This is a genomic window from Methylobacterium sp. C33D, from assembly GCF_053345825.1.
Genome location: NZ_JBKFAV010000067.1, coordinates 1 through 15,927, shown reverse-complemented (window position 1 = coordinate 15,927; position 15,927 = coordinate 1). Strand labels below are relative to the sequence as shown.

Sequence of the window (15,927 nt, the reverse complement as noted above, 5' to 3'; positions counted from 1 at the left end):
GCGCGCTACATCGCGGGGATCGGCCGCCGCGGCGAGGCGTTCGTGGTGGTGTTCGACCTCGCCGCGCTGATGGACGGCGACGCCCCGGCCCTCGACGCCGCACCCCGGGCCGCCTGAGGGATCCCGCGCGCGGGACCCGCCCGGGACGGGCCGGGCCTCCGCGCCGGCGCCGGCGCGACGGGCTGAGCGGGGATGGATCGCCCGACCCGTACCGCCCCTGCCGCGCGCCGTGCGCGCGAGGCCGAGCCGACTGTCACCGCGCCGGACCGGCCCCGGCGCCGGGGCTGTCGAAGGGCCGCTCCCCCGCTCAGGACCCGTGGCGGACCGTCCTCACCGCACCCGGCCTTCGAGCCCTGAGCCGTGCGCGGAGACGCTGCGCTCGCGCAGGAAGGTCTTCCGAACCGGCCCGGGCCGGCGAGCGCGCGAGACGCCGCAGTCTATCGCCGACGCTCACGGGATCGGACATCGCCGCTCCGGTGACGGAACGGTTCTGCCGACTCGGCCGTACCTGACCGATCGAGCCGCGCCAGCGCGGATCAGAAGGCCGAGGCGGGTCAAGCATGAAGCGCGCGCCATTCCGCATCATGATCGGTATCGCCGGCGATCGGCGGCTCCTGCTCGCCGCGTCCGAGCGCGAGGCGGCGCTCAAGGCCGAATCCGTTCTTCGGCGCTACGACGCACCGCCCGGCGGTGCGGGCTTCATCATCGAGACTTCGGACACACAGGCGCGCGCGCGGCTGGCGGCCTATCTGGCCGACGTCGCGCGCGAGTTGGACCTCGCGTGATCGGCCTCGCGCGGATGACCGGGTCGGACAGCGGGGTCCCGTACGTGCTGGGCGCAGCGGCCGTGCGGTCGGTCGAGATCATCGACGGCGGCGGCACCCTGGCGGTCCGATTGCGCTCGCCCGACGACGGTGAGTTGTGCCTCCTGCTGCCGATCGGCGTCGTGGGTGATCTCCTCTTCCAGCTCGCGGAGGCGGTGAGCCTCAGCCTCGACCCACCGCCATGATCCATCCCCTTGACCCGTCCCATGACCGGGCGGAGGCCGGCATGGGCGAAGGCGATGACCCGGTCCTCGACGCGGTCGCCGTCCTCCGGTGCCTCGGTCACACGGTCGAGCCCGACGACGACTGCGCCCGCTGGCGCGTCGACGGCGGTGGCTGGATCACGCTGGGCGCCCTGTTCGCGATGGCCTTGCGGCTGGGCCTGAGAGACGGTCCAGGACGAGCACAGTAGCGCCGCCGGCGAGACCGCGATCCGAGTCGACAGGGGCCCCGCCGATCTGGCGCGTGCAACCCGCGCGTTGGGCCGGGGTGCGCTCAGCCGCACCGACGCGTCTTCGAGGCGCGCGATGCCGAGCGCGGACCGCAGTCGGGCCGGCCGGAACCGCCGGCCGCGTTCCCGTCGAGGATGGATTCGCGAATCCCGGCGCGGGGACGCGCGGCCGGACCTACGCTGCCCGGCAGGCGTTCGACTCCGGGTCGCACCGTCCGAATCGGCTCGACGGACAGTTCTTCTGTACCGCGACGATCGTTTTCTACCAGTACAATCTTCGAAACTCCGACTATCGGACAGACGGCCACGCGGCCTCTGAGACATATCCGGCCGTCTGTTTGCTGGAATCGTCGAAGGCTGGCGTGCGGCGCCGTCGCCGCGGGCTACGTTCGCCCGCAGCGAGGGGTCGCCGATGTCCATACGCTGCCAAGTGATTTGCGAAGACGACGCGGCGCCCGCGGAGCACAGCTTCCTGACCATGCCGCGCGCCGGCGACATCGTTGTCTTCCCTGGGCGGTACGCGATCTACGAGATCGCGGAGATCCGCCATGACCGGATCCCTGCTGAACCGGCGTCCGACGGCGACTCGGTGATCACCATCGTCGTCACGATGCGAGCGGACGGGCAGAGGTCGGCGGGTTTGCGGGCTTGAGGCTCCCGACGGATCGGGTCACGGATCTTGGGCCGGCCGCAGCGTCCGAACCGCTCCGATCGCGCCGGGCCGCCCGCGCGGTGATTGCCCCCCGCTTCGCCCCGCGGTGGCGGCGCGTGTCGAGAGCCGCGCCGGTCGACCAAACGGACCGAGGTCGCGGGACCGTATCGCGGCGGCCCGCGAGGTGGCCGACACCGGGGCGCGGCCGTCTCACGCCCGGACGGCGGCGGCGGCCACGTCTCAGTGCGATCGCGATCCGTGGCGATGGTAGAGGTTGAACAGGAGCAGGGCGCTGATCGCGGCCGCGTTGACGCACAGGGCCCAACCGTAGCTCGCGACGTGGTGCCATCCGGGCGCGTAGTCGATGGTTCCGGTTCCGAGGAGCAGGCCGAAGACGGCCGCGGCGACGAAAAGGCAAGCGAATGCAAGCATAGACCGTCTCCGATCCAGAATTGCCTCACTCAGTCGGCGATCATCCGACAGTGAATGTTTTTACTGTACCCGTCAGCGGCGCGCGCATTCAATACCGCGGTGGTGAATTTTTTACGGTGCTGTCAGCCACCTCTTCCGACGATCCCGGCGCGAGCGCAGTATAATGAGTTCATAATGCGCAGACATCGGGGAAGGTCGAGCTCCGAGGCCTGAATGGGTCCGTCAGTTGATCAGGCAGGAGCCGGCCTCCACGCGGTCGACACCGCCGACCCGCCGTCCAGGCTCGCGAGCCGGCGCGATCGCGGGACGGTAGCCGACGCGGCCGAGCGCGGCATCGAACGGCCGGATGAGAACGGTGGCTCCATCCGTTCTCACCCATGGCCCATCGCCCGCCGGATCTCCTGTCCTTGTTTCGACGTCGTCAGCCTCCCCCGACCGAAGCTTCGTCCGGCGTCGATTCAGGTCCCGCCGCGTGGCGGCTCGCGGTGTCCGGCGTGAGCCGACGCTACGGCCGGACGCGCGCGCTGGACAACGTGTCGCTGACGCTCGGTCAGGGCGAGATTCTGGCGGTGCTCGGCGCCTCCGGGTGCGGGAAGAGCACGCTTCTGCGGCTCATCGCCGGCCTGGACGCGCCGGACGCGGGTGAGATCGCCTTCGACGACCGCTGCGTCGCCGGGCGCGGAAGCGACGCGTCGCCCGCGAGCCGCGGCATCGGCCTGATGTTCCAGGACTACGCGCTGTTTCCCCATCTCACCGTTCTGGCCAACGTCCGCTTCGGCCTCGCCCATCTCCGCAGCTCGGACGCCCGGCACATCGCCCGCGAGCGGCTCGCTCAGGTCGGGCTGGCACACCGGGCCGACAGCTATCCGGGTACGCTGTCGGGCGGCGAGGCGCAGCGGGTGGCGCTCGCCCGGGCCCTGGCTCCCCGACCGCGGGTGCTGCTCCTCGACGAGCCGTTCTCGAACCTCGACGCCGGCAACCGCGAGCGTGTCCGCGCCGGTACCCTCGCGGTCCTGCGCCGGGACGGCATCGGGGCGATCCTCGTCACGCACGACGCGGCCGAGGCCATGGCCTGCGCGGACCGCATCGTCCTGATGCACCGGGGCCGCGTCGTCCAGAGCGGCAGCGCCGAGGCGCTGTACGACGCGCCGTCGACGCCGTTCGCCGCCCGGGCGCTCGGCGAGATCATCGAGATTCCGGGCCGCGCCGTCGACGACCACGTGGCCACGCCTCTCGGCGTGCTGCCCCGGCCCGACACCGTGCCGGAGGGTGCGGTCAAGGTCTGCCTGCGGCCGGAGGCGATCCGTCTCGGGCCGGTGGGAGCCGGCGTGCCCGCCAGCGTCCTCGGCCAAGCCTTCGCGGGACCGCGTCTGCGCCTGGATCTCGCGGTCGCGGGTCTCGGCGCGCCGCTGCGCCTCCACCTCCCGCCGGGCGCCGTCCGGGGCGCGCAGGTCGGCATCCGGCTGCTCCCCACCCGCGCCCACGTCTTCCCGCTGACAGACGAAGCGCAGATGACGGCAGATTGTAATTAGAAAATATCTAAATAAAACCGCCTTGCGGGGCGCAAATTTACTGTATAGCACCGCCTCGTTGCTCGTTGAACGGGGTTTATCATGCTGGACGCCTGCAGAACCGGAGCCTGGGCGAGCCTGTGCCTGTCTCTCTGCTTCGGCGGGCCGGTCAACGCCGCGGAGGTTAACCTCTACACGACGCGCGAGCCGGGCCTGATCCGTCCGCTGCTCGACGCCTACACCGCGCAGAGCGGCGTCACCGTGAACACGGTCTTCGTGGAGAAGGGGCTGGCCGAGCGGGTCGGCGCAGAGGGCGCGCGCTCGTCCGCCGACGTCCTCATGACGGTCGATATCGGCAACCTGATCGAGCTCGTCGACCGCGACCTGACCCAGCCGGTGCGCTCGCCCGTGCTCGAAGCGGCCGTGCCGGCGCCCCTGCGCGACGCGGACGGGCGCTGGTTCGCCCTCTCGATGCGCGCGCGCGTGCTCTACGCCGACACGGGCCTGAACGATCTCGCGGCCGCGACCTACGAGTCGCTCGCCGATCCGCGGTGGAAGGGCAAGGTGTGCCTGCGCTCGGGCCAGCATCCCTACAACACCGCCCTGATCGCGGCCTTCCTCGTGCGCCACGGCGCGGAGAGGACGGAGGCGTGGCTGCGGGGCGTGAAGGACAACCTCGCCCGCAAGGCGACGGGCGGCGACCGGGACGTGGCCCGCGACATCGCGGCCGACCTCTGCGAGGTGGGCCTCGGCAATTCCTACTATGTCGGACTGATGCGCTCGGGGCGCGGCGGGGCGGACCAGCAGAAATGGGGCGCGGCCATCAAGGTCGTGCTGCCGACCTTCGAGGGCGGGGGCACGCACGTGAACGTGTCGGGGGCGGTCGTCGCCAAGAACGCGCCGAACCGCGACCAGGCGGTCAAGCTCCTCGAGTACCTCGTCTCCGACGCCGCCCAGGCGCTCTACGCCAAGGTCGACTACGAGTATCCGGTGAAGGCCGGCGCCCCGATCGAGCCGCTGCTCGCGGAGCTCGGTCCGCTGAGCGTCGACCCGACGCCGCTCGTCGAGATCGCCCGCAACCGCAAGGCGGCGAGCCTGCTCGTCGACAAGGTCGGCTTCGACAACTGAGCTCGGGCCGGGACGGCCGGGAGGATGTCGGTGGCGCGCGGCCTGGGCTGGGCGGGGGCGGTCGCGCTGGCGGCGCTGCTGCTCTCGCCCGTGATCTCCCTGGGATTCTCGGCGTCCGGAGGCGGCGGGGAGCTGTGGCCGCATCTGGCCGCCTACGTGCTGCCGCAGGCGATCCGCGACACCGCCCTGCTGCTCGCGGGTGTCGGCCTCCTGGTGATCGGGCTCGGCACCGCGACGGCGTGGCTGGTCTCGGCCTTCGATTTCCCGGGTCGGCGCCTCCTCGAGGCCGCCCTGCTGCTGCCGCTGGCGATGCCGACCTACGTGGTCGCTTACGCCTATCTCGACCTGCTGCACCCGGTCGGGCCGCTCCAGGTCGGGCTGCGGGGGCTGCTCGGCCTGTCGAGCCCGCGCGATCTCGCCCTGCCGGACCTGCGCTCGCTGCCGGGCTGCAGCCTGCTGCTCGGCTTCGTTCTCTACCCCTACGTCTATCTGCCCACCCGCGCGCTGTTCCTGATGCAGGCCGGCTCGCTGCTTGAGGCCGCGCGCGCGCTCGGGGCCGGGCCGTGGCGCAGCTTCCTGCGGGTCGCCCTGCCGCTGGCCCGGCCGGCGATCGCGCTCGGCACAGGCCTCGCCCTGATGGAGGCGCTCAACGATGTCGGCGCGGCCGAGTTCCTGGGGGTGCGCACGCTGACGGTGCAGGTCTACGCCACCTGGGTGAACCGCTCGGACCTGCCGGGCGCCGCGCAGATCGCGCTGGTGATGCTGGCCGCGGTGGTCGCCGTCGTCGGCCTCGAGCGTCTCGCCCGGGCCGGGCGCGGCTATGCCGGGGGCGCCCGCCGCCACACCGCCGGCGCGCGCCGCCGCTTGGCCGGCTGGCGGGCCGGGGCCGCCCTGGCCCTGGGCACCGTCCCCGTCGCGATCGGGTTCCTGCTGCCGGCGGGCTATCTCGGCGTCGAGGCGTGGCGGCGGATCGGCGCGAGCGGGGTGCCCGACGCGCTCGCGGCCCAGGCCCTCAACACGATCTGCTACGCGGGCCTCGCCACGGGGGTGACGGTGGTGGCCGGCCTGATGGTCGCGGCCGTCCCCTTCCTGCTGAGCGCCAAGGCCGGACGCCTGCTCATCGGCGCGGCCGGGATCGGCTACGCCATGCCCGGGACCGTGCTGGCGGTCGGGCTCCTGGGTCCTCTGGCGCTGATCGAGGCCGGGTTGTTCGAGGCCGGCCTCACGACCGCGCGGGTCGGCCTCGGCACGGGCGCCGCCCTCGTCATCGCCTACGCCCTGCGCTTCCTGACCGTCACGGTGGGCGCCAGCGAGGCCGGCTTCGCGCGGATCCCGCGCACCATCCCCGACGCCGCGCGGGTGCTCGGACGGGGCCGGCTCGCCACGCTGGCCACCGTGCAGCTCCCGCTGGCTTGGCCCGCGGTGCTGAGCGGCGGCCTCCTCGCCTTCGTCGACATCGCCAAGGAGCTGCCGGTGACGCTGCTGCTGCGTCCCCTCAACGTCGAGACGTTGAGCACGCATCTCTACGGCGAGGCGGCGCGCGGCACCTACGAGGACGGCGCCATCGCCGCCGTGCTCATCGTGATGATCGGGCTCGTCCCGGTCACGCTCCTGCTGAAGCTCGACCGGGGCGCGATGAGGCCGGGGCGATCGGCCGGCGACGGGTCGCGGATCGGCCGCGGATAGCGCGCCCGCGCCCCGCGCCGGTATCCGTCCCCTGCCGCGCGCCCGTCTCCGCGTCGCGGGCCTCGGCGCTCAGGCGATGGTCGGCACGATCCCGCCCTCGACCCGGAGCGCGGCGCCGTTGGTCGCGGCGGCGCGGGGACTGGCCAGGTCGGCGACCATCTCGGCGACCATCGCGGCGACCATCGCGGCGACCTCGTCCGGCTCGATCATGCGCTGGATCAGCGAGTGCGGCCGGTGCAGCCGGAAGAACTCCGCCTCCATCGCCTCGGGCGGCAGGTCGGGATCGGAGGCGACACTCTTCAGGAAATCGCCGATCCCGTCGGAGCGCGTGGGCCCGGGCAGCACCGTGTTGACGGTGACGCCGCTGCCCTCGGTGAGCTGGGCCGATTTGGTCACGGCGTCGTGGTGCGGCTGATGGCGCTCGGCGGCGCCGGGATCGCGCGTCGCCCGGTTCCATGTGGCGGTCGATCTCGCGGCCGGGCGGCTCGTGCCGGTGCCGGAGACCTTCAACCCCGGCGATGCCGAGGACGTCCACGCCCTCTATGTCGGCCACGCGCGCTTGGCACTGCGCATCCGCCGCTTCGCCGATTTCCTCACCGCCCACGCGACGGTGGAGGAAGGACCGCGTCGCGACCGGGGACGCACGATCGGCGCCTCGCGCGGTACCGTGCGGCAGGGCATTGTTCGGGGCCGTGCGCGACGGGAGGGCGCGCGACCCGGCGCGGCTCTGGCAGCCGTCGCCCCCTATGAGTGCTAACCGACTGACAACGCTGGAGATTCGGTGATTGTTAACAGCTGAGCCGGCAACTTTCTTGCTTCGTCGTGACTCACTCTCACGATGCGTGCAGGAGGTGCCGCCATGAGCGTTTCGACCGCCTTCCGTCGTCAGCTGGAAGGTTACAGCCTGACGACAGCCGAGATCCTGTATCACCTGCCCGATCACCCCCATCTGCTGCAGACCTTCATCTGGCAGCAGCACGATCTCTTCCCCGTCTTCCCGGAGCTGAGGCGCTTCCTGGCCTTCTGGCAGGGCGCCCTCGACGGGCCGCTGCACTCGGTGAAGGTGGCCCACAGCCGCCTGATCAAGCCCGCGGAATTGCGGGCCGTCGGCAGCGAGTTCCACCTCCACTGACACCCGACCGTGGGCGCACGGCCTTCCACGGGTCGGCACCGACCCGAAGAGGAGCCGGGACCGCGGCGACAACGGGCCGGCCGACAGCGCCAGCAGTCCCGCGCCGGGCCCTGCGGCCTTGACCGAGCGTCAGTTTATACCAATTCTAAAAAATGATGCCGACGCGCGATCAGATGGGCCCACCGGTTGCCCTGACACCCGGCCAGAGGGCCATGCTGCTGCGCCTGCTGCGCGAGGGACCGCTGGTCTCGCCCAGGCCGTGGGAGATGCGCACGATCCGCTCCCTGCGCGAGCGCGGGCTGGTCCGCCCGAGGTTGTCGAACCGGGATGCCGAAGGCCTGTGGTTCATCAGCGGCAAGGGCAGGCGGGCCCTGGGCGGACCGGAAGCTCTCGCGTCCCGTCATCCGACGGCGGCACCGGCCGTGCAACCACGGACCCGACCGTGACGCAACCCGCGCGAACGACGCGCACGGCCGCGCGCTCCGATGATGGCACCCGGGCCCTGCACCGTCCGACGGCCGTGCGCGTCCCGGGCCTGTGGCGGGCCGGATCGGTCCTCGAGGACCGGGTGCCGAGCGGCGCCCAGCGCTCCGGGATCTGGTCGGTCCATCACAACGTCGGCCCCGGCCGCGGCCCCGCCGGCCTGGTCGCCGCCCACCTCGCCCGGCGCCGGACCGGCGGCCGCGACCTGCCGGCGGAGGATCCCGGCCCGCTGCATCGCCTGGCGCAGGCCATCCACGCCGCGCTGTACGTCCCCCTGCTCGTCATCGCCGGCCTCGGCATCGCCGACGCCCGCGTGCGCGGCGGCTGCCGGGGCCGGCTCAGCCTGCCGCGGCTCGGCGATCCCGCCTGCCGGGCGCCCCTGACCCGCTGGCACGGCCTCGCCGCCCTCGTGCACCATGACGTCCGGCGCGACGCCGTCCTGCGCCGCACGCTGTCCCGGAGATCCTGACGCCCATGCGCCCCGTCCACCGAGAGCATCACCTCATCGACCGCATCGGCTGGCTGCGCGCGGCCGTGCTCGGCGCCAACGACGGTCTCGTCTCCACCGCGAGCCTCATCGTGGGGGTGGCGGCGTCGGCCGCCGGCACGGGCGAGATCTTGGTCGCCGGCAGCGCCGGCCTCGTGGCGGGCGCGATGTCGATGGCAGCGGGCGAATACGTCTCGGTGAGCTCCCAGGCCGACACGGAGCGGGCCGACCTCGCCCGGGAGGGCCGCGAACTCGCCGACGACCCCGCGGCGGAGCGGGAGGAGCTGGCGCGGATCTACGTCGACCGGGGCCTGGACCACGGGTTGGCCCTGCAGGTCGCCGAGCAGCTCATGGCCAAGGACGCGCTCGGCGCCCATGCCCGGGATGAGCTCGGCATCTCCGAGGTCACGACGGCCCGCCCGGTCCAGGCGGCGCTGACCTCGGCGGCGACCTTCTCGGCGGGGGCGGCGCTCCCGCTGGCGGTGGCGGCGCTCTCGCCGGCCAACCACGCGATGTATGCGGTGTCGGGCGCCTCGCTGGTGTTCCTGGCGGTCCTCGGAGCGCTCGGCGCGAAGGCGGGCGGCGCCCCCATCGCCCGCGCCACCGCGCGCGTGACGTTCTGGGGCGTGCTGGCCATGGCCGTGACGGCCGGCATCGGGAGTCTGGTCGGCAAGGCCGTCTGACTACGGCTTCGGGTCGTGGCAGTGCATCTTCGGCGGCGCGGTCCCGCAGTCGAGCGAGCAGGTCTGCTCGGGCCGGCAGAACCACTGCAGGGCGCCGGTCTTCAGGCATGAGCCCGAGCAGTGCCGGTGGGCCGCGTCCGTCGGCTCGACGAAGGTTGCCGGCGCGTCCGGCGACGCCGCGGGCTGCTCGGCCCAGGCTGCGGGCACGAGCGCCAGCTGCGTCAGGAGCACCCATCGCCAAGGGTTTGCCACGTCACGCTCCCCGAACGACGGCCGACAAGCGCCGTGTGCCGCTGCATCGACGACCATACGAACACCGTTCGACCGGAAAGGGGGCCTGCTTTCGCAAGAGTCAACTAAACTTCATTTCATGACGTCACAGCGTTCATCGGTCCAAATGGTGCCAAGCACTTCAGCGCTCATGCCGGAGATGTGATTGCCCGACCTGCTCCGAGCTGGAACGGCCCTCCGGCGCGTGAGGTTTCTGGCGGCGTTTCCGTCGGCACACTCCCGGAACGACGGGCAGCGCTGCGGTGAGAAGGATCCCGTCGATGGACAAGACAGTCGCTGGCCTGATCGGGGCCGTCACCCTGCTCGCGGCCGCCGATCCGGCGCAGGCCGCGATGCCCGCCCAGACCGGGCTCGAGGCGGCCATGCAGGCTGAGAGCTACGCGGACCTGCTCAAGCCCATTCCCAATGCGATCGCGCTCCTGAAAGCGTCGGACGCGGCGGCGGCGGAGGCCGAACGCCTATCGGCCGCCTCCGACGGCGAGGCGACGGTCCAAGAGGCACAGTACTATTACCACCACCATCACCACCATCATCATCGCTTCTTCCGGCCGTTCTACCATCACCACCACCATCACCACCGGTACTTCCGGCGGTATCACCATCACCACCATCACCATCACGGCTACTACGTGCCCTACGGGTACTGAGCACGGGCCGGAGCGAAGGAGGGGAGGGCAGGCGGTCCTGCCCCTCCCGGGCCTCAGCGCTTGTCTTCAGCGGGCGCTCTTCGCGGCGCCCAGGATGCGCCGGTAGGTGCCGTCGAACACGGTGTCGGTCGCCGAGGTCCATTGGGTGTCCGCCGCCAGGGTGCTCCGGCTCGCGTAGATGCGCCGGGACTGCAGCTCGCGCTCGGCAGCCTCGTCCTCCGACATGGGCACGAGTTCGAAATCCGCCTCGGCCGGAACGACGGTGGCCTGCATGAAGGGTTCGCCCTTCCGGAAGACGTGGGTGCGTCCCTCGTCGGGTGCCTTGAACACCATGAAGTACATCATCGGCCACCAGTGCCGCAGGAGTGCCGGCACGGCGACCGGCACTGTGCCTGTCCGATCGGTGTAGAAGCGCGGATGGGTCTCGGTCTTGATCGCCCAGCCGTCCTCCACCTTCAGGTCAATGAGGACCTGGTAGGTGTAGTAGGCGTCCCCGAAGCGCCGGAACGGCGGCCATTGCAGCCCGGGTTCGGGCGGCTCGCCGAGATCGCCTTCGAAGACCAGCGTCCCGTCCCGCGTGCTGACGCGCAACTCGGCCTCGTACGGGTAGAACAGCTCGATCCCTCCCTTGGCCGCCTCCGAGAACGGGATGCAGTGCCAGGCATATTCCTGGGACCCATCCGCCCTGGGCTCGGGATTGCCCGCCCAGCCCGGGATCTCGAGGCGCGTGCGCCGGGGCCGCAGCCCCGGCTCGATCAGCCTCACCTTCACCTGTCGCATGCCGGGCCATTCCCTCGCTGTCGCGGCCCACGATAGACGGGTCAGGGAGCGGTTCGGCGGGACTGCACCACCTTGTGATCGCGTCGAGCGCGCGATCGCTCGCCGGTCGATACGAAACTTCGCGCCGGTGCCGCTCCATCCGCGGCGCCGGAGCGGGGCAGCCGGCCGGACCGACGGTCCGAGCCCGGCGCGCGAGCCGGGGCGTCGCCACCGCCGAACGGGTCGGCGCGAGCGCGGCGCGGAATCGCCGTTCCCCGCCGCCGCGACGCCGCCTGCATTCGCCGCTAGGCCCGCTCCGACGTGTGCGCAGGGCCGCGGCGCTCCGGAGCGCCGCGGACGGCACCTTCGATCCGCCGGTCCGGCGGCCACGTGGCGCGCGCCCCGATCAGCGGATCGTGACCGCGGACCGAGCCCGTCCCCGGCACCCTCGGCGCCGGGGACGGAACGACAGGCCCGGACCGCACGTTTCAGGGCGAATTCCAGTCCCGGAGAAACGCTATGCGCGCACTGACCATCGCTTCCGTCCTGGCCATCACCGCCGTCGCCGGCCTCGGCCAAGCCGAGGCCAAGGGCTGCCTGAAAGGCGCCGTCGTCGGGGGCCTGGCCGGCCACATGGTCGGCCACGGCGTCGCGGGTGCCGCGGCGGGCTGCGCCATCGGTCATCACCGTGCGAACCGGACGACCACGACGAACACGGTCCCGACCTCGACCGGGTCGACGACCACGACCAGCACGTCGCGCTCGTACTGACCCATACCCGCGGTTCGTCCTCGGAACGCCCGTCCGGGGCCGCGAGCGGGCCCCGGTTCGTCGTCGGGGCTCCTCGCGCTCCGTCGACCGGCCTAGGACCCGGTGAGCAGTCCGACGGATCGGATAACGACCACGACCAGCGTGCAGAGCGCGGCCGCGGCCACCGCGTACGACACGATCTTCATGAACGTCGTCATCGTGGGAGTCCCGGCGTCCTGGGCCTGCCGGCATCGGAGGCCCGCTAGGGGGAAGGCGGGCCTGTCCACGGTCCGGAGGGATGCGCGTCCAGTCGCCCGGTCGAGATCCCGCCTCCGCGCGCGGAGGCGGGGCGGCGTTCGGTCAGTGGGACGGCTGCGGCATCAGGGTTCTGGCCTGTTGGACCGCGTCGCGACAGGACAGGTCGCCCTTGGCGTTGAGGTCCGTGGCGCGCTGGAGCGCCGTCTTCGCCTGAGAGATCCTGTCCTCGGTCGAGAGGCTGGCCGAGGCCGTGGGCGCTTCGCCCTGTGCCGCCTTGGCGGCCGCGGTGGGCCTGTTCTCGGACTGAGCCCGCACGTCTGCCGGCGAGGTCGCCACCCGGCCCGTCGCCACGGCGTCGGCCTGGGCGGATCCGCTGGCGGCGGCGACGGGTCCCGCCACGCCACCGACCGTCCCCGGCGAGCCGCCGCCCTCGCGGGTCGCCCCGTCACCCTGCTTGTCACGGCCGGCCTGTGCGCCCGGACCTGCTGTCGATCCCGTCGTGGTGGCGGCCTGTCCGGCGGAACCCGCGCCCGGTCCTTTCTGCTGGCCCGCGTCGGGCTGGGAGACCGGTGCCCCCATCCCCACCCGTGTGCCCAGGTCCCGCTTCAACGCGGCGATATCGTCCGTGCACGGACCGCCCTCCTGTGCGGAGGCCACCGTCGTGGAGAGGCTGAGGGCGGCGACAGCGACCGCACCGCAAGACATGCTCAGGCGCAAAGGCTTTATCCTTCTGTGTTGGCGGGCATGAAACAGCAATCCGAGTCTTTCGTTCGGCAATGATTTGCGAAGACTTGCGATAGGCGGCAACTTGCCGCTGCGCCGGATCAAACCCGGCTCCGTGTCGGGACGGTGCGCGGCGGGGCGGCGGCCGTCCGCCGCCGAACGCGATCGCGGGCGGGGAACGGCCCCCCGTACGAAGCTGCCTCGCGGGCGGGCGCCGAGCGCGGCCGACGCCCGAAAGGTTTCCAGGTGCTCAGCGGGGCCGCCCGCCGCGGGTGGCCCGACCGTCGTGCTTCGATGGCAGAACGAGGACTTGGCCGGGGTAGATGAGGTCCGGGTCCCGGATCTGGTTCCGGTTCGCGCGGTAGATCAGGGCGTATCGCTCGCCCTCACCGTAGGTCCGCCGGCTGATCCTCCAGAGGCTGTCGCCCCGCTCGATGAGCGCCGTCTCGACGCCGGTGACGTAGACCTCGGACGAGCCCGTCGCACGCCCGGGCGAGACGCTCGCGGTCCGGTTCTCCGCGATGGACGGCTGCGGCGGGCTCGGCGGGTCGACCGGAGGCTCTCGGCGGGCGACATCGCTCCCCGTCATCGGCCCGCTGGATGCGTCCGGCTCGGCGGCGGACGCGACGCCCCCGTCGCGACCGGCGGCCGGCGCCGAGAGCGGGACCTCCGCGCGGTCGCGGACTTTGCCGGTCGCGGGATCGACGAGGTCGAGGCGAACCTTGTCGTCGCCCGGCCGCACGCCTTGGCCGATGGCGAACGTCGCGGTCCCGTCGCGTCCCACTGTCGCCGGTGCGATCAGCGTGTCGTTCAGGACGAGTCGCAGGTCGGCGCCGGCGCGCCCGCGGGCCGTCACGGACAGCTCACTGCCACCCTGGGCGTCGATGGCGACGATCGTGAGCGGCGTCCTCGCGGCGGCGCGCGCCTCCGACGAGCGCGCGTCGGTTTCGGGATCGCGCGCATCGACCGAGGCTCGTGCCATCGGGCGGTCCGTCCCTCGTCCGCCCTGTCCGGGCGCGTCGGCTGTCGCAGCACCGCCGGCATCCGACCCGGACGGACGGTCCGCCTTCGCGCCGTCGCGGGGCGGCAGGCGCGGGTCGCGCCTCTCCGAGGCCTCCGCGTCGTCGCGCGGCGCCTTCCCGTCCGGCGCCGCGTCCGGCCCCGGGCGGACCGTGCCGGTTCGATCCGGCGGCGAGAGGAATGGGGTCGGACCGTCAGGGGAAGTCACGGCGACGAGCGGCCTCGCATCCCGGGACGGGGCGATGACGACCGCCACGTTCGCCGAGGAGCGGCGCACGCTTCCCGCGGCGTCCGTGGCGCGCAGCCCGATCGCGCTGTTCCCGGCGGGGAGCGGCGGCGGCATGAAGGTGAACCGGCCGTCGGCATTGGCCCGCGCGCGCGCCACCGTCTTGCCATCGGCGAGCAACTCGACCGCGGCGTTCGGCGCGGCCTGACCGGCGATGACGGCGTCGCCGTTCGGCTCGATGCGTACGACGTCGAATCCGGGCGCGGTCGAGGTGGGCGCGCGCGCGGGCTGAACGGTGACCGGTACGCCGGGCTGGAACGCCCGTACGGACCCGGTCGTCATCTTGTCCGCCCGGGCCATCGGTCGGGCGGGAACGGTGCCCTGAGGTGACAGGGCGGCCAGCGGTCTCGCGTTTCCGTCCGGCTCCCGGGGGCCGCCTCCGAACAGGACGTCGCGGCTCTCGTAGACGATGCCGGCCGAACCCATCAGGAGCAGCAGGCAGATCAACCCGATGGCCGAGCCCCGTCCGCCGCCCGCGCTCCGGGCGGCGGGGGCGGTGACCGGAACCGGCGCCTCCGCCCGTTCCGCCGGACGCTCCCGGGGGCGGCGTCCGAGCAGGGCTGTCAACACAGCCAGGCCGGCGAGCGAGGCGATGAGCACCGCGGGAAGGACGCGACGCAGGGCAGTCATGAGTGTCGGTCCCCCGCGTCGCTGAAGGTGCCGGCCGGAGCCGGCTGTCGTCAGATGCCCGGCCGCCGCGCCCGGCGACCGGGATGGGCGGCCGCCGCCATCAGGCGAAGCGACGCCCGTCGGTCGCGTAGCGGTCGATGGCTGAGGGCAACTCACGCGACAGGCGCGACAGCAGGGCGGCCCGGCTGAGGCCCGTCTGCTGCGTCAGGTGATCGAGCGTCTCGGGGCCGATGGCGCGCTCGAGGTCCGCCTCGGCGATCGACCGGTTGTCACCCTGGTTGACCCAGGAGTTCGCCGTCTCGCCGTGGCCCCCCTTGGTGAAGTGCTCGACGAGCTCGGCCAACCCGCTGGCGAGCAGCCCGCCGACCCCGGCCGAGCCGACGCCACCGAGCACACGCTCCAGGTTCGACGGCATCGCCGCCCCGGTCGCCGGGACGGTCCGGGAGGCCGGCGTCAGGGTCGCGTCGTAGCTGTCGCGGGCCGGTGCACCGAGCCATTCGGCGATCTTGTCCCGGTTCTGGTAGCCCGCCACCGCGAGCAGGCCCAGCAGGGCCGTCATCGAGGGGTAACCCTTGCTCATGTCACGTCCTTTCCGTGGTGAGCCGACAGAGGAGGCAGCCGCGGCGGCGCCGCGACCGCGGATCAGTAGCCCCGGCGCGGAGGCGTGGTCGCGCGGCCGGTCACCCGGCGCGAGATGAAGGCTATCACCCTCGGCAGCAGGAAGGCGGTGAGAAGCTTGCGGATCATCGGGATCTCCTGGATGGGGCGGGTTCAGCGCGAGGAGCGGGCGAGCCAGCCGAGCGCGAAGGCCACGCCGACGCAGGCGAGCAGCGTCGTCGTGCGGTTGGCGTCGGCGTATCGGATGGCCCGGCGGCCGTGGGTGGTCGCCCGGCGGCGGGCCTCCTCTGCATAGTGCCGGCCGTCGTCGATGAGGTGGTCGGCGCGCTCCCACGCCTCGTGGGCGAGGTGGCGGCCGTCCTCGGCGAGATCGTCCGCGAGGTCCTCGGCGCGGTCGCGGGCGCGGCCGTAGGCGTACTGCGCGCCGCCGGCCACTTGGTTCACCGCGCCGCGCACCTGGCGGGCCGGGTCGCCGG

General features: G+C 72.7%; 23 protein-coding genes and 1 pseudogene. 15 read left to right on the top strand and 9 right to left on the bottom strand.

All coding sequences use genetic code 11. The features are described 5' to 3' along the window. The 5 genes and pseudogenes from ACLBXO_RS30395 to ACLBXO_RS30375 form a co-directional block, all read left to right on the top strand. Positions 1–117: pseudogene (locus tag ACLBXO_RS30395) on the top strand (chemotaxis protein CheW); the annotation flags it as partial. Positions 118–560: 443 nt separating this feature from the next. Beyond that, entirely contained in the window at positions 561–785 is a 225-nt protein-coding gene (locus ACLBXO_RS30390; protein ID WP_447687737.1) for a hypothetical protein, read from the top strand. Further along, positions 782–1,009: a hypothetical protein gene (locus tag ACLBXO_RS30385; RefSeq protein ID WP_447687736.1), complete on the top strand. Its 228-nt coding sequence runs from the start codon at positions 782–784 to the stop codon at positions 1,007–1,009. Before ACLBXO_RS30390 ends, ACLBXO_RS30385 begins: the two co-directional genes overlap by 4 nt. A gap of 41 nt (positions 1,010–1,050) precedes the next feature. After that, entirely contained in the window at positions 1,051–1,236 is a 186-nt protein-coding gene (locus tag ACLBXO_RS30380) for a hypothetical protein (RefSeq protein ID WP_447687735.1), read from the top strand. A 451-nt stretch (positions 1,237–1,687) separates the two neighbouring features. Next, on the top strand, positions 1,688–1,927 hold the full coding sequence (locus tag ACLBXO_RS30375) for a hypothetical protein (RefSeq protein WP_447687734.1): 240 nt from the start codon (positions 1,688–1,690) through the stop codon (positions 1,925–1,927). A gap of 240 nt (positions 1,928–2,167) precedes the next feature. Here ACLBXO_RS30375 and ACLBXO_RS30370 read toward each other — a convergent pair whose 3' ends face one another. Beyond that, entirely contained in the window at positions 2,168–2,359 is a 192-nt protein-coding gene (locus ACLBXO_RS30370) for a hypothetical protein (RefSeq protein WP_447687733.1), read from the bottom strand. A gap of 222 nt (positions 2,360–2,581) precedes the next feature. Beyond that, entirely contained in the window at positions 2,582–2,734 is a 153-nt protein-coding gene (locus ACLBXO_RS30365) for a hypothetical protein (protein ID WP_447687732.1), read from the bottom strand. A 110-nt stretch (positions 2,735–2,844) separates the two neighbouring features. Between ACLBXO_RS30365 and ACLBXO_RS30360 the strand changes: the two genes are divergently transcribed. The 3 genes from ACLBXO_RS30360 (at position 2,845) to ACLBXO_RS30350 (ending at position 6,684) form a co-directional block, all read left to right on the top strand. After that, complete coding sequence (locus tag ACLBXO_RS30360; protein WP_447687731.1) at positions 2,845–3,891, top strand: ABC transporter ATP-binding protein; 1,047 nt, start codon at positions 2,845–2,847, stop codon at positions 3,889–3,891. Between the two features lie 81 nt (positions 3,892–3,972). After that, on the top strand, positions 3,973–4,998 hold the full coding sequence (locus ACLBXO_RS30355; RefSeq protein ID WP_447687730.1) for an extracellular solute-binding protein: 1,026 nt from the start codon (positions 3,973–3,975) through the stop codon (positions 4,996–4,998). Between the two features lie 24 nt (positions 4,999–5,022). After that, entirely contained in the window at positions 5,023–6,684 is a 1,662-nt protein-coding gene (locus tag ACLBXO_RS30350; protein ID WP_447687729.1) for an ABC transporter permease, read from the top strand. 69 nt (positions 6,685–6,753) lie between these two features. Here the strand turns inward: ACLBXO_RS30350 and ACLBXO_RS30345 are convergent, their stop codons facing one another. After that, positions 6,754–7,080: a hypothetical protein gene (locus ACLBXO_RS30345; RefSeq protein ID WP_447687728.1), complete on the bottom strand. Its 327-nt coding sequence runs from the start codon at positions 7,078–7,080 to the stop codon at positions 6,754–6,756. A 61-nt stretch (positions 7,081–7,141) separates the two neighbouring features. Between ACLBXO_RS30345 and ACLBXO_RS30340 the strand changes: the two genes are divergently transcribed. The 5 genes from ACLBXO_RS30340 to ACLBXO_RS30320 all read left to right on the top strand — a co-directional run bounded on the left by ACLBXO_RS30340 (position 7,142) and on the right by ACLBXO_RS30320 (position 9,469). Beyond that, on the top strand, positions 7,142–7,441 hold the full coding sequence (locus tag ACLBXO_RS30340) for a hypothetical protein (protein WP_447687727.1): 300 nt from the start codon (positions 7,142–7,144) through the stop codon (positions 7,439–7,441). 102 nt (positions 7,442–7,543) lie between these two features. Further along, complete coding sequence (locus tag ACLBXO_RS30335; RefSeq protein WP_331315420.1) at positions 7,544–7,816, top strand: usg protein; 273 nt, start codon at positions 7,544–7,546, stop codon at positions 7,814–7,816. A 212-nt stretch (positions 7,817–8,028) separates the two neighbouring features. Then, positions 8,029–8,262 carry a hypothetical protein gene (locus ACLBXO_RS30330; protein ID WP_331315418.1) on the top strand — a complete coding sequence of 78 codons (234 nt, stop codon included), beginning with the start codon at positions 8,029–8,031 and terminating at the stop codon, positions 8,260–8,262. Next, positions 8,259–8,768: a cytochrome b gene (locus ACLBXO_RS30325; protein WP_447687726.1), complete on the top strand. Its 510-nt coding sequence runs from the start codon at positions 8,259–8,261 to the stop codon at positions 8,766–8,768. Before ACLBXO_RS30330 ends, ACLBXO_RS30325 begins: the two co-directional genes overlap by 4 nt. Positions 8,769–8,773: 5 nt before the next feature. Then, the gene (locus ACLBXO_RS30320; RefSeq protein ID WP_447687725.1) at positions 8,774–9,469 is read left to right on the top strand and encodes a VIT1/CCC1 transporter family protein; all 696 of its coding nucleotides are present in this window, start codon (positions 8,774–8,776) and stop codon (positions 9,467–9,469) included. On the opposite strand, the gene ACLBXO_RS30315 is transcribed toward ACLBXO_RS30320, so the two are convergent. Further along, positions 9,470–9,721, bottom strand: coding sequence for a hypothetical protein (locus ACLBXO_RS30315; protein WP_447687724.1), 252 nt, complete (start codon positions 9,719–9,721; stop codon positions 9,470–9,472). Between the two features lie 299 nt (positions 9,722–10,020). Between ACLBXO_RS30315 and ACLBXO_RS30310 the strand changes: the two genes are divergently transcribed. Beyond that, on the top strand, positions 10,021–10,407 hold the full coding sequence (locus tag ACLBXO_RS30310; protein ID WP_447687723.1) for a hypothetical protein: 387 nt from the start codon (positions 10,021–10,023) through the stop codon (positions 10,405–10,407). A gap of 66 nt (positions 10,408–10,473) precedes the next feature. Here ACLBXO_RS30310 and ACLBXO_RS30305 read toward each other — a convergent pair whose 3' ends face one another. After that, the gene (locus ACLBXO_RS30305) at positions 10,474–11,187 is read right to left on the bottom strand and encodes a hypothetical protein (RefSeq protein WP_447687722.1); all 714 of its coding nucleotides are present in this window, start codon (positions 11,185–11,187) and stop codon (positions 10,474–10,476) included. A 498-nt stretch (positions 11,188–11,685) separates the two neighbouring features. Between ACLBXO_RS30305 and ACLBXO_RS30300 the strand changes: the two genes are divergently transcribed. After that, a complete protein-coding gene (locus ACLBXO_RS30300) occupies positions 11,686–11,937 on the top strand; it encodes a hypothetical protein (RefSeq protein ID WP_447687721.1) in 252 nt (83 codons plus the stop codon). A gap of 339 nt (positions 11,938–12,276) precedes the next feature. Here ACLBXO_RS30300 and ACLBXO_RS30295 read toward each other — a convergent pair whose 3' ends face one another. The 4 genes from ACLBXO_RS30295 to ACLBXO_RS30280 form a co-directional block, all read right to left on the bottom strand. Next, positions 12,277–12,783 (bottom strand): hypothetical protein, encoded by a 507-nt coding sequence (locus ACLBXO_RS30295; RefSeq protein WP_447687720.1) that lies wholly within the window; start codon positions 12,781–12,783, stop codon positions 12,277–12,279. Between the two features lie 364 nt (positions 12,784–13,147). Beyond that, positions 13,148–14,833 carry a LysM peptidoglycan-binding domain-containing protein gene (locus ACLBXO_RS30290; protein WP_447687719.1) on the bottom strand — a complete coding sequence of 562 codons (1,686 nt, stop codon included), beginning with the start codon at positions 14,831–14,833 and terminating at the stop codon, positions 13,148–13,150. A 100-nt stretch (positions 14,834–14,933) separates the two neighbouring features. Next, positions 14,934–15,413, bottom strand: a complete 480-nt coding sequence (locus ACLBXO_RS30285; RefSeq protein WP_447687718.1) for a YidB family protein — start codon at positions 15,411–15,413, stop codon at positions 14,934–14,936. A 191-nt stretch (positions 15,414–15,604) separates the two neighbouring features. Next, the coding region (locus ACLBXO_RS30280; RefSeq protein WP_447687717.1) for a CsbD family protein at positions 15,605–15,927 on the bottom strand (323 nt) is incomplete at its 5' end.

What these genes read in the sequence shown, in the direction of transcription:
- ACLBXO_RS30390 (WP_447687737.1), top strand. Translation starts at nt 561, where the DNA reads ATGAAGCGCGCGCCATTCCGCATCATGATCGGTATCGCCGGCGATCGG.
- ACLBXO_RS30380 (WP_447687735.1), top strand. Translation starts at nt 1,051, where the DNA reads ATGGGCGAAGGCGATGACCCGGTCCTCGACGCGGTCGCCGTCCTCCGG.
- ACLBXO_RS30375 (WP_447687734.1), top strand. Translation starts at nt 1,688, where the DNA reads ATGTCCATACGCTGCCAAGTGATTTGCGAAGACGACGCGGCGCCCGCG.
- ACLBXO_RS30370 (WP_447687733.1), bottom strand. Translation starts at nt 2,359, where the DNA reads ATGCTTGCATTCGCTTGCCTTTTCGTCGCCGCGGCCGTCTTCGGCCTG.
- ACLBXO_RS30355 (WP_447687730.1), top strand. Translation starts at nt 3,973, where the DNA reads ATGCTGGACGCCTGCAGAACCGGAGCCTGGGCGAGCCTGTGCCTGTCT.
- ACLBXO_RS30350 (WP_447687729.1), top strand. Translation starts at nt 5,023, where the DNA reads ATGTCGGTGGCGCGCGGCCTGGGCTGGGCGGGGGCGGTCGCGCTGGCG.
- ACLBXO_RS30335 (WP_331315420.1), top strand. Translation starts at nt 7,544, where the DNA reads ATGAGCGTTTCGACCGCCTTCCGTCGTCAGCTGGAAGGTTACAGCCTG.
- ACLBXO_RS30330 (WP_331315418.1), top strand. Translation starts at nt 8,029, where the DNA reads ATGCTGCTGCGCCTGCTGCGCGAGGGACCGCTGGTCTCGCCCAGGCCG.
- ACLBXO_RS30320 (WP_447687725.1), top strand. Translation starts at nt 8,774, where the DNA reads ATGCGCCCCGTCCACCGAGAGCATCACCTCATCGACCGCATCGGCTGG.
- ACLBXO_RS30310 (WP_447687723.1), top strand. Translation starts at nt 10,021, where the DNA reads ATGGACAAGACAGTCGCTGGCCTGATCGGGGCCGTCACCCTGCTCGCG.
- ACLBXO_RS30305 (WP_447687722.1), bottom strand. Translation starts at nt 11,187, where the DNA reads ATGCGACAGGTGAAGGTGAGGCTGATCGAGCCGGGGCTGCGGCCCCGG.
- ACLBXO_RS30300 (WP_447687721.1), top strand. Translation starts at nt 11,686, where the DNA reads ATGCGCGCACTGACCATCGCTTCCGTCCTGGCCATCACCGCCGTCGCC.
- ACLBXO_RS30290 (WP_447687719.1), bottom strand. Translation starts at nt 14,833, where the DNA reads ATGACTGCCCTGCGTCGCGTCCTTCCCGCGGTGCTCATCGCCTCGCTC.
- ACLBXO_RS30285 (WP_447687718.1), bottom strand. Translation starts at nt 15,413, where the DNA reads ATGAGCAAGGGTTACCCCTCGATGACGGCCCTGCTGGGCCTGCTCGCG.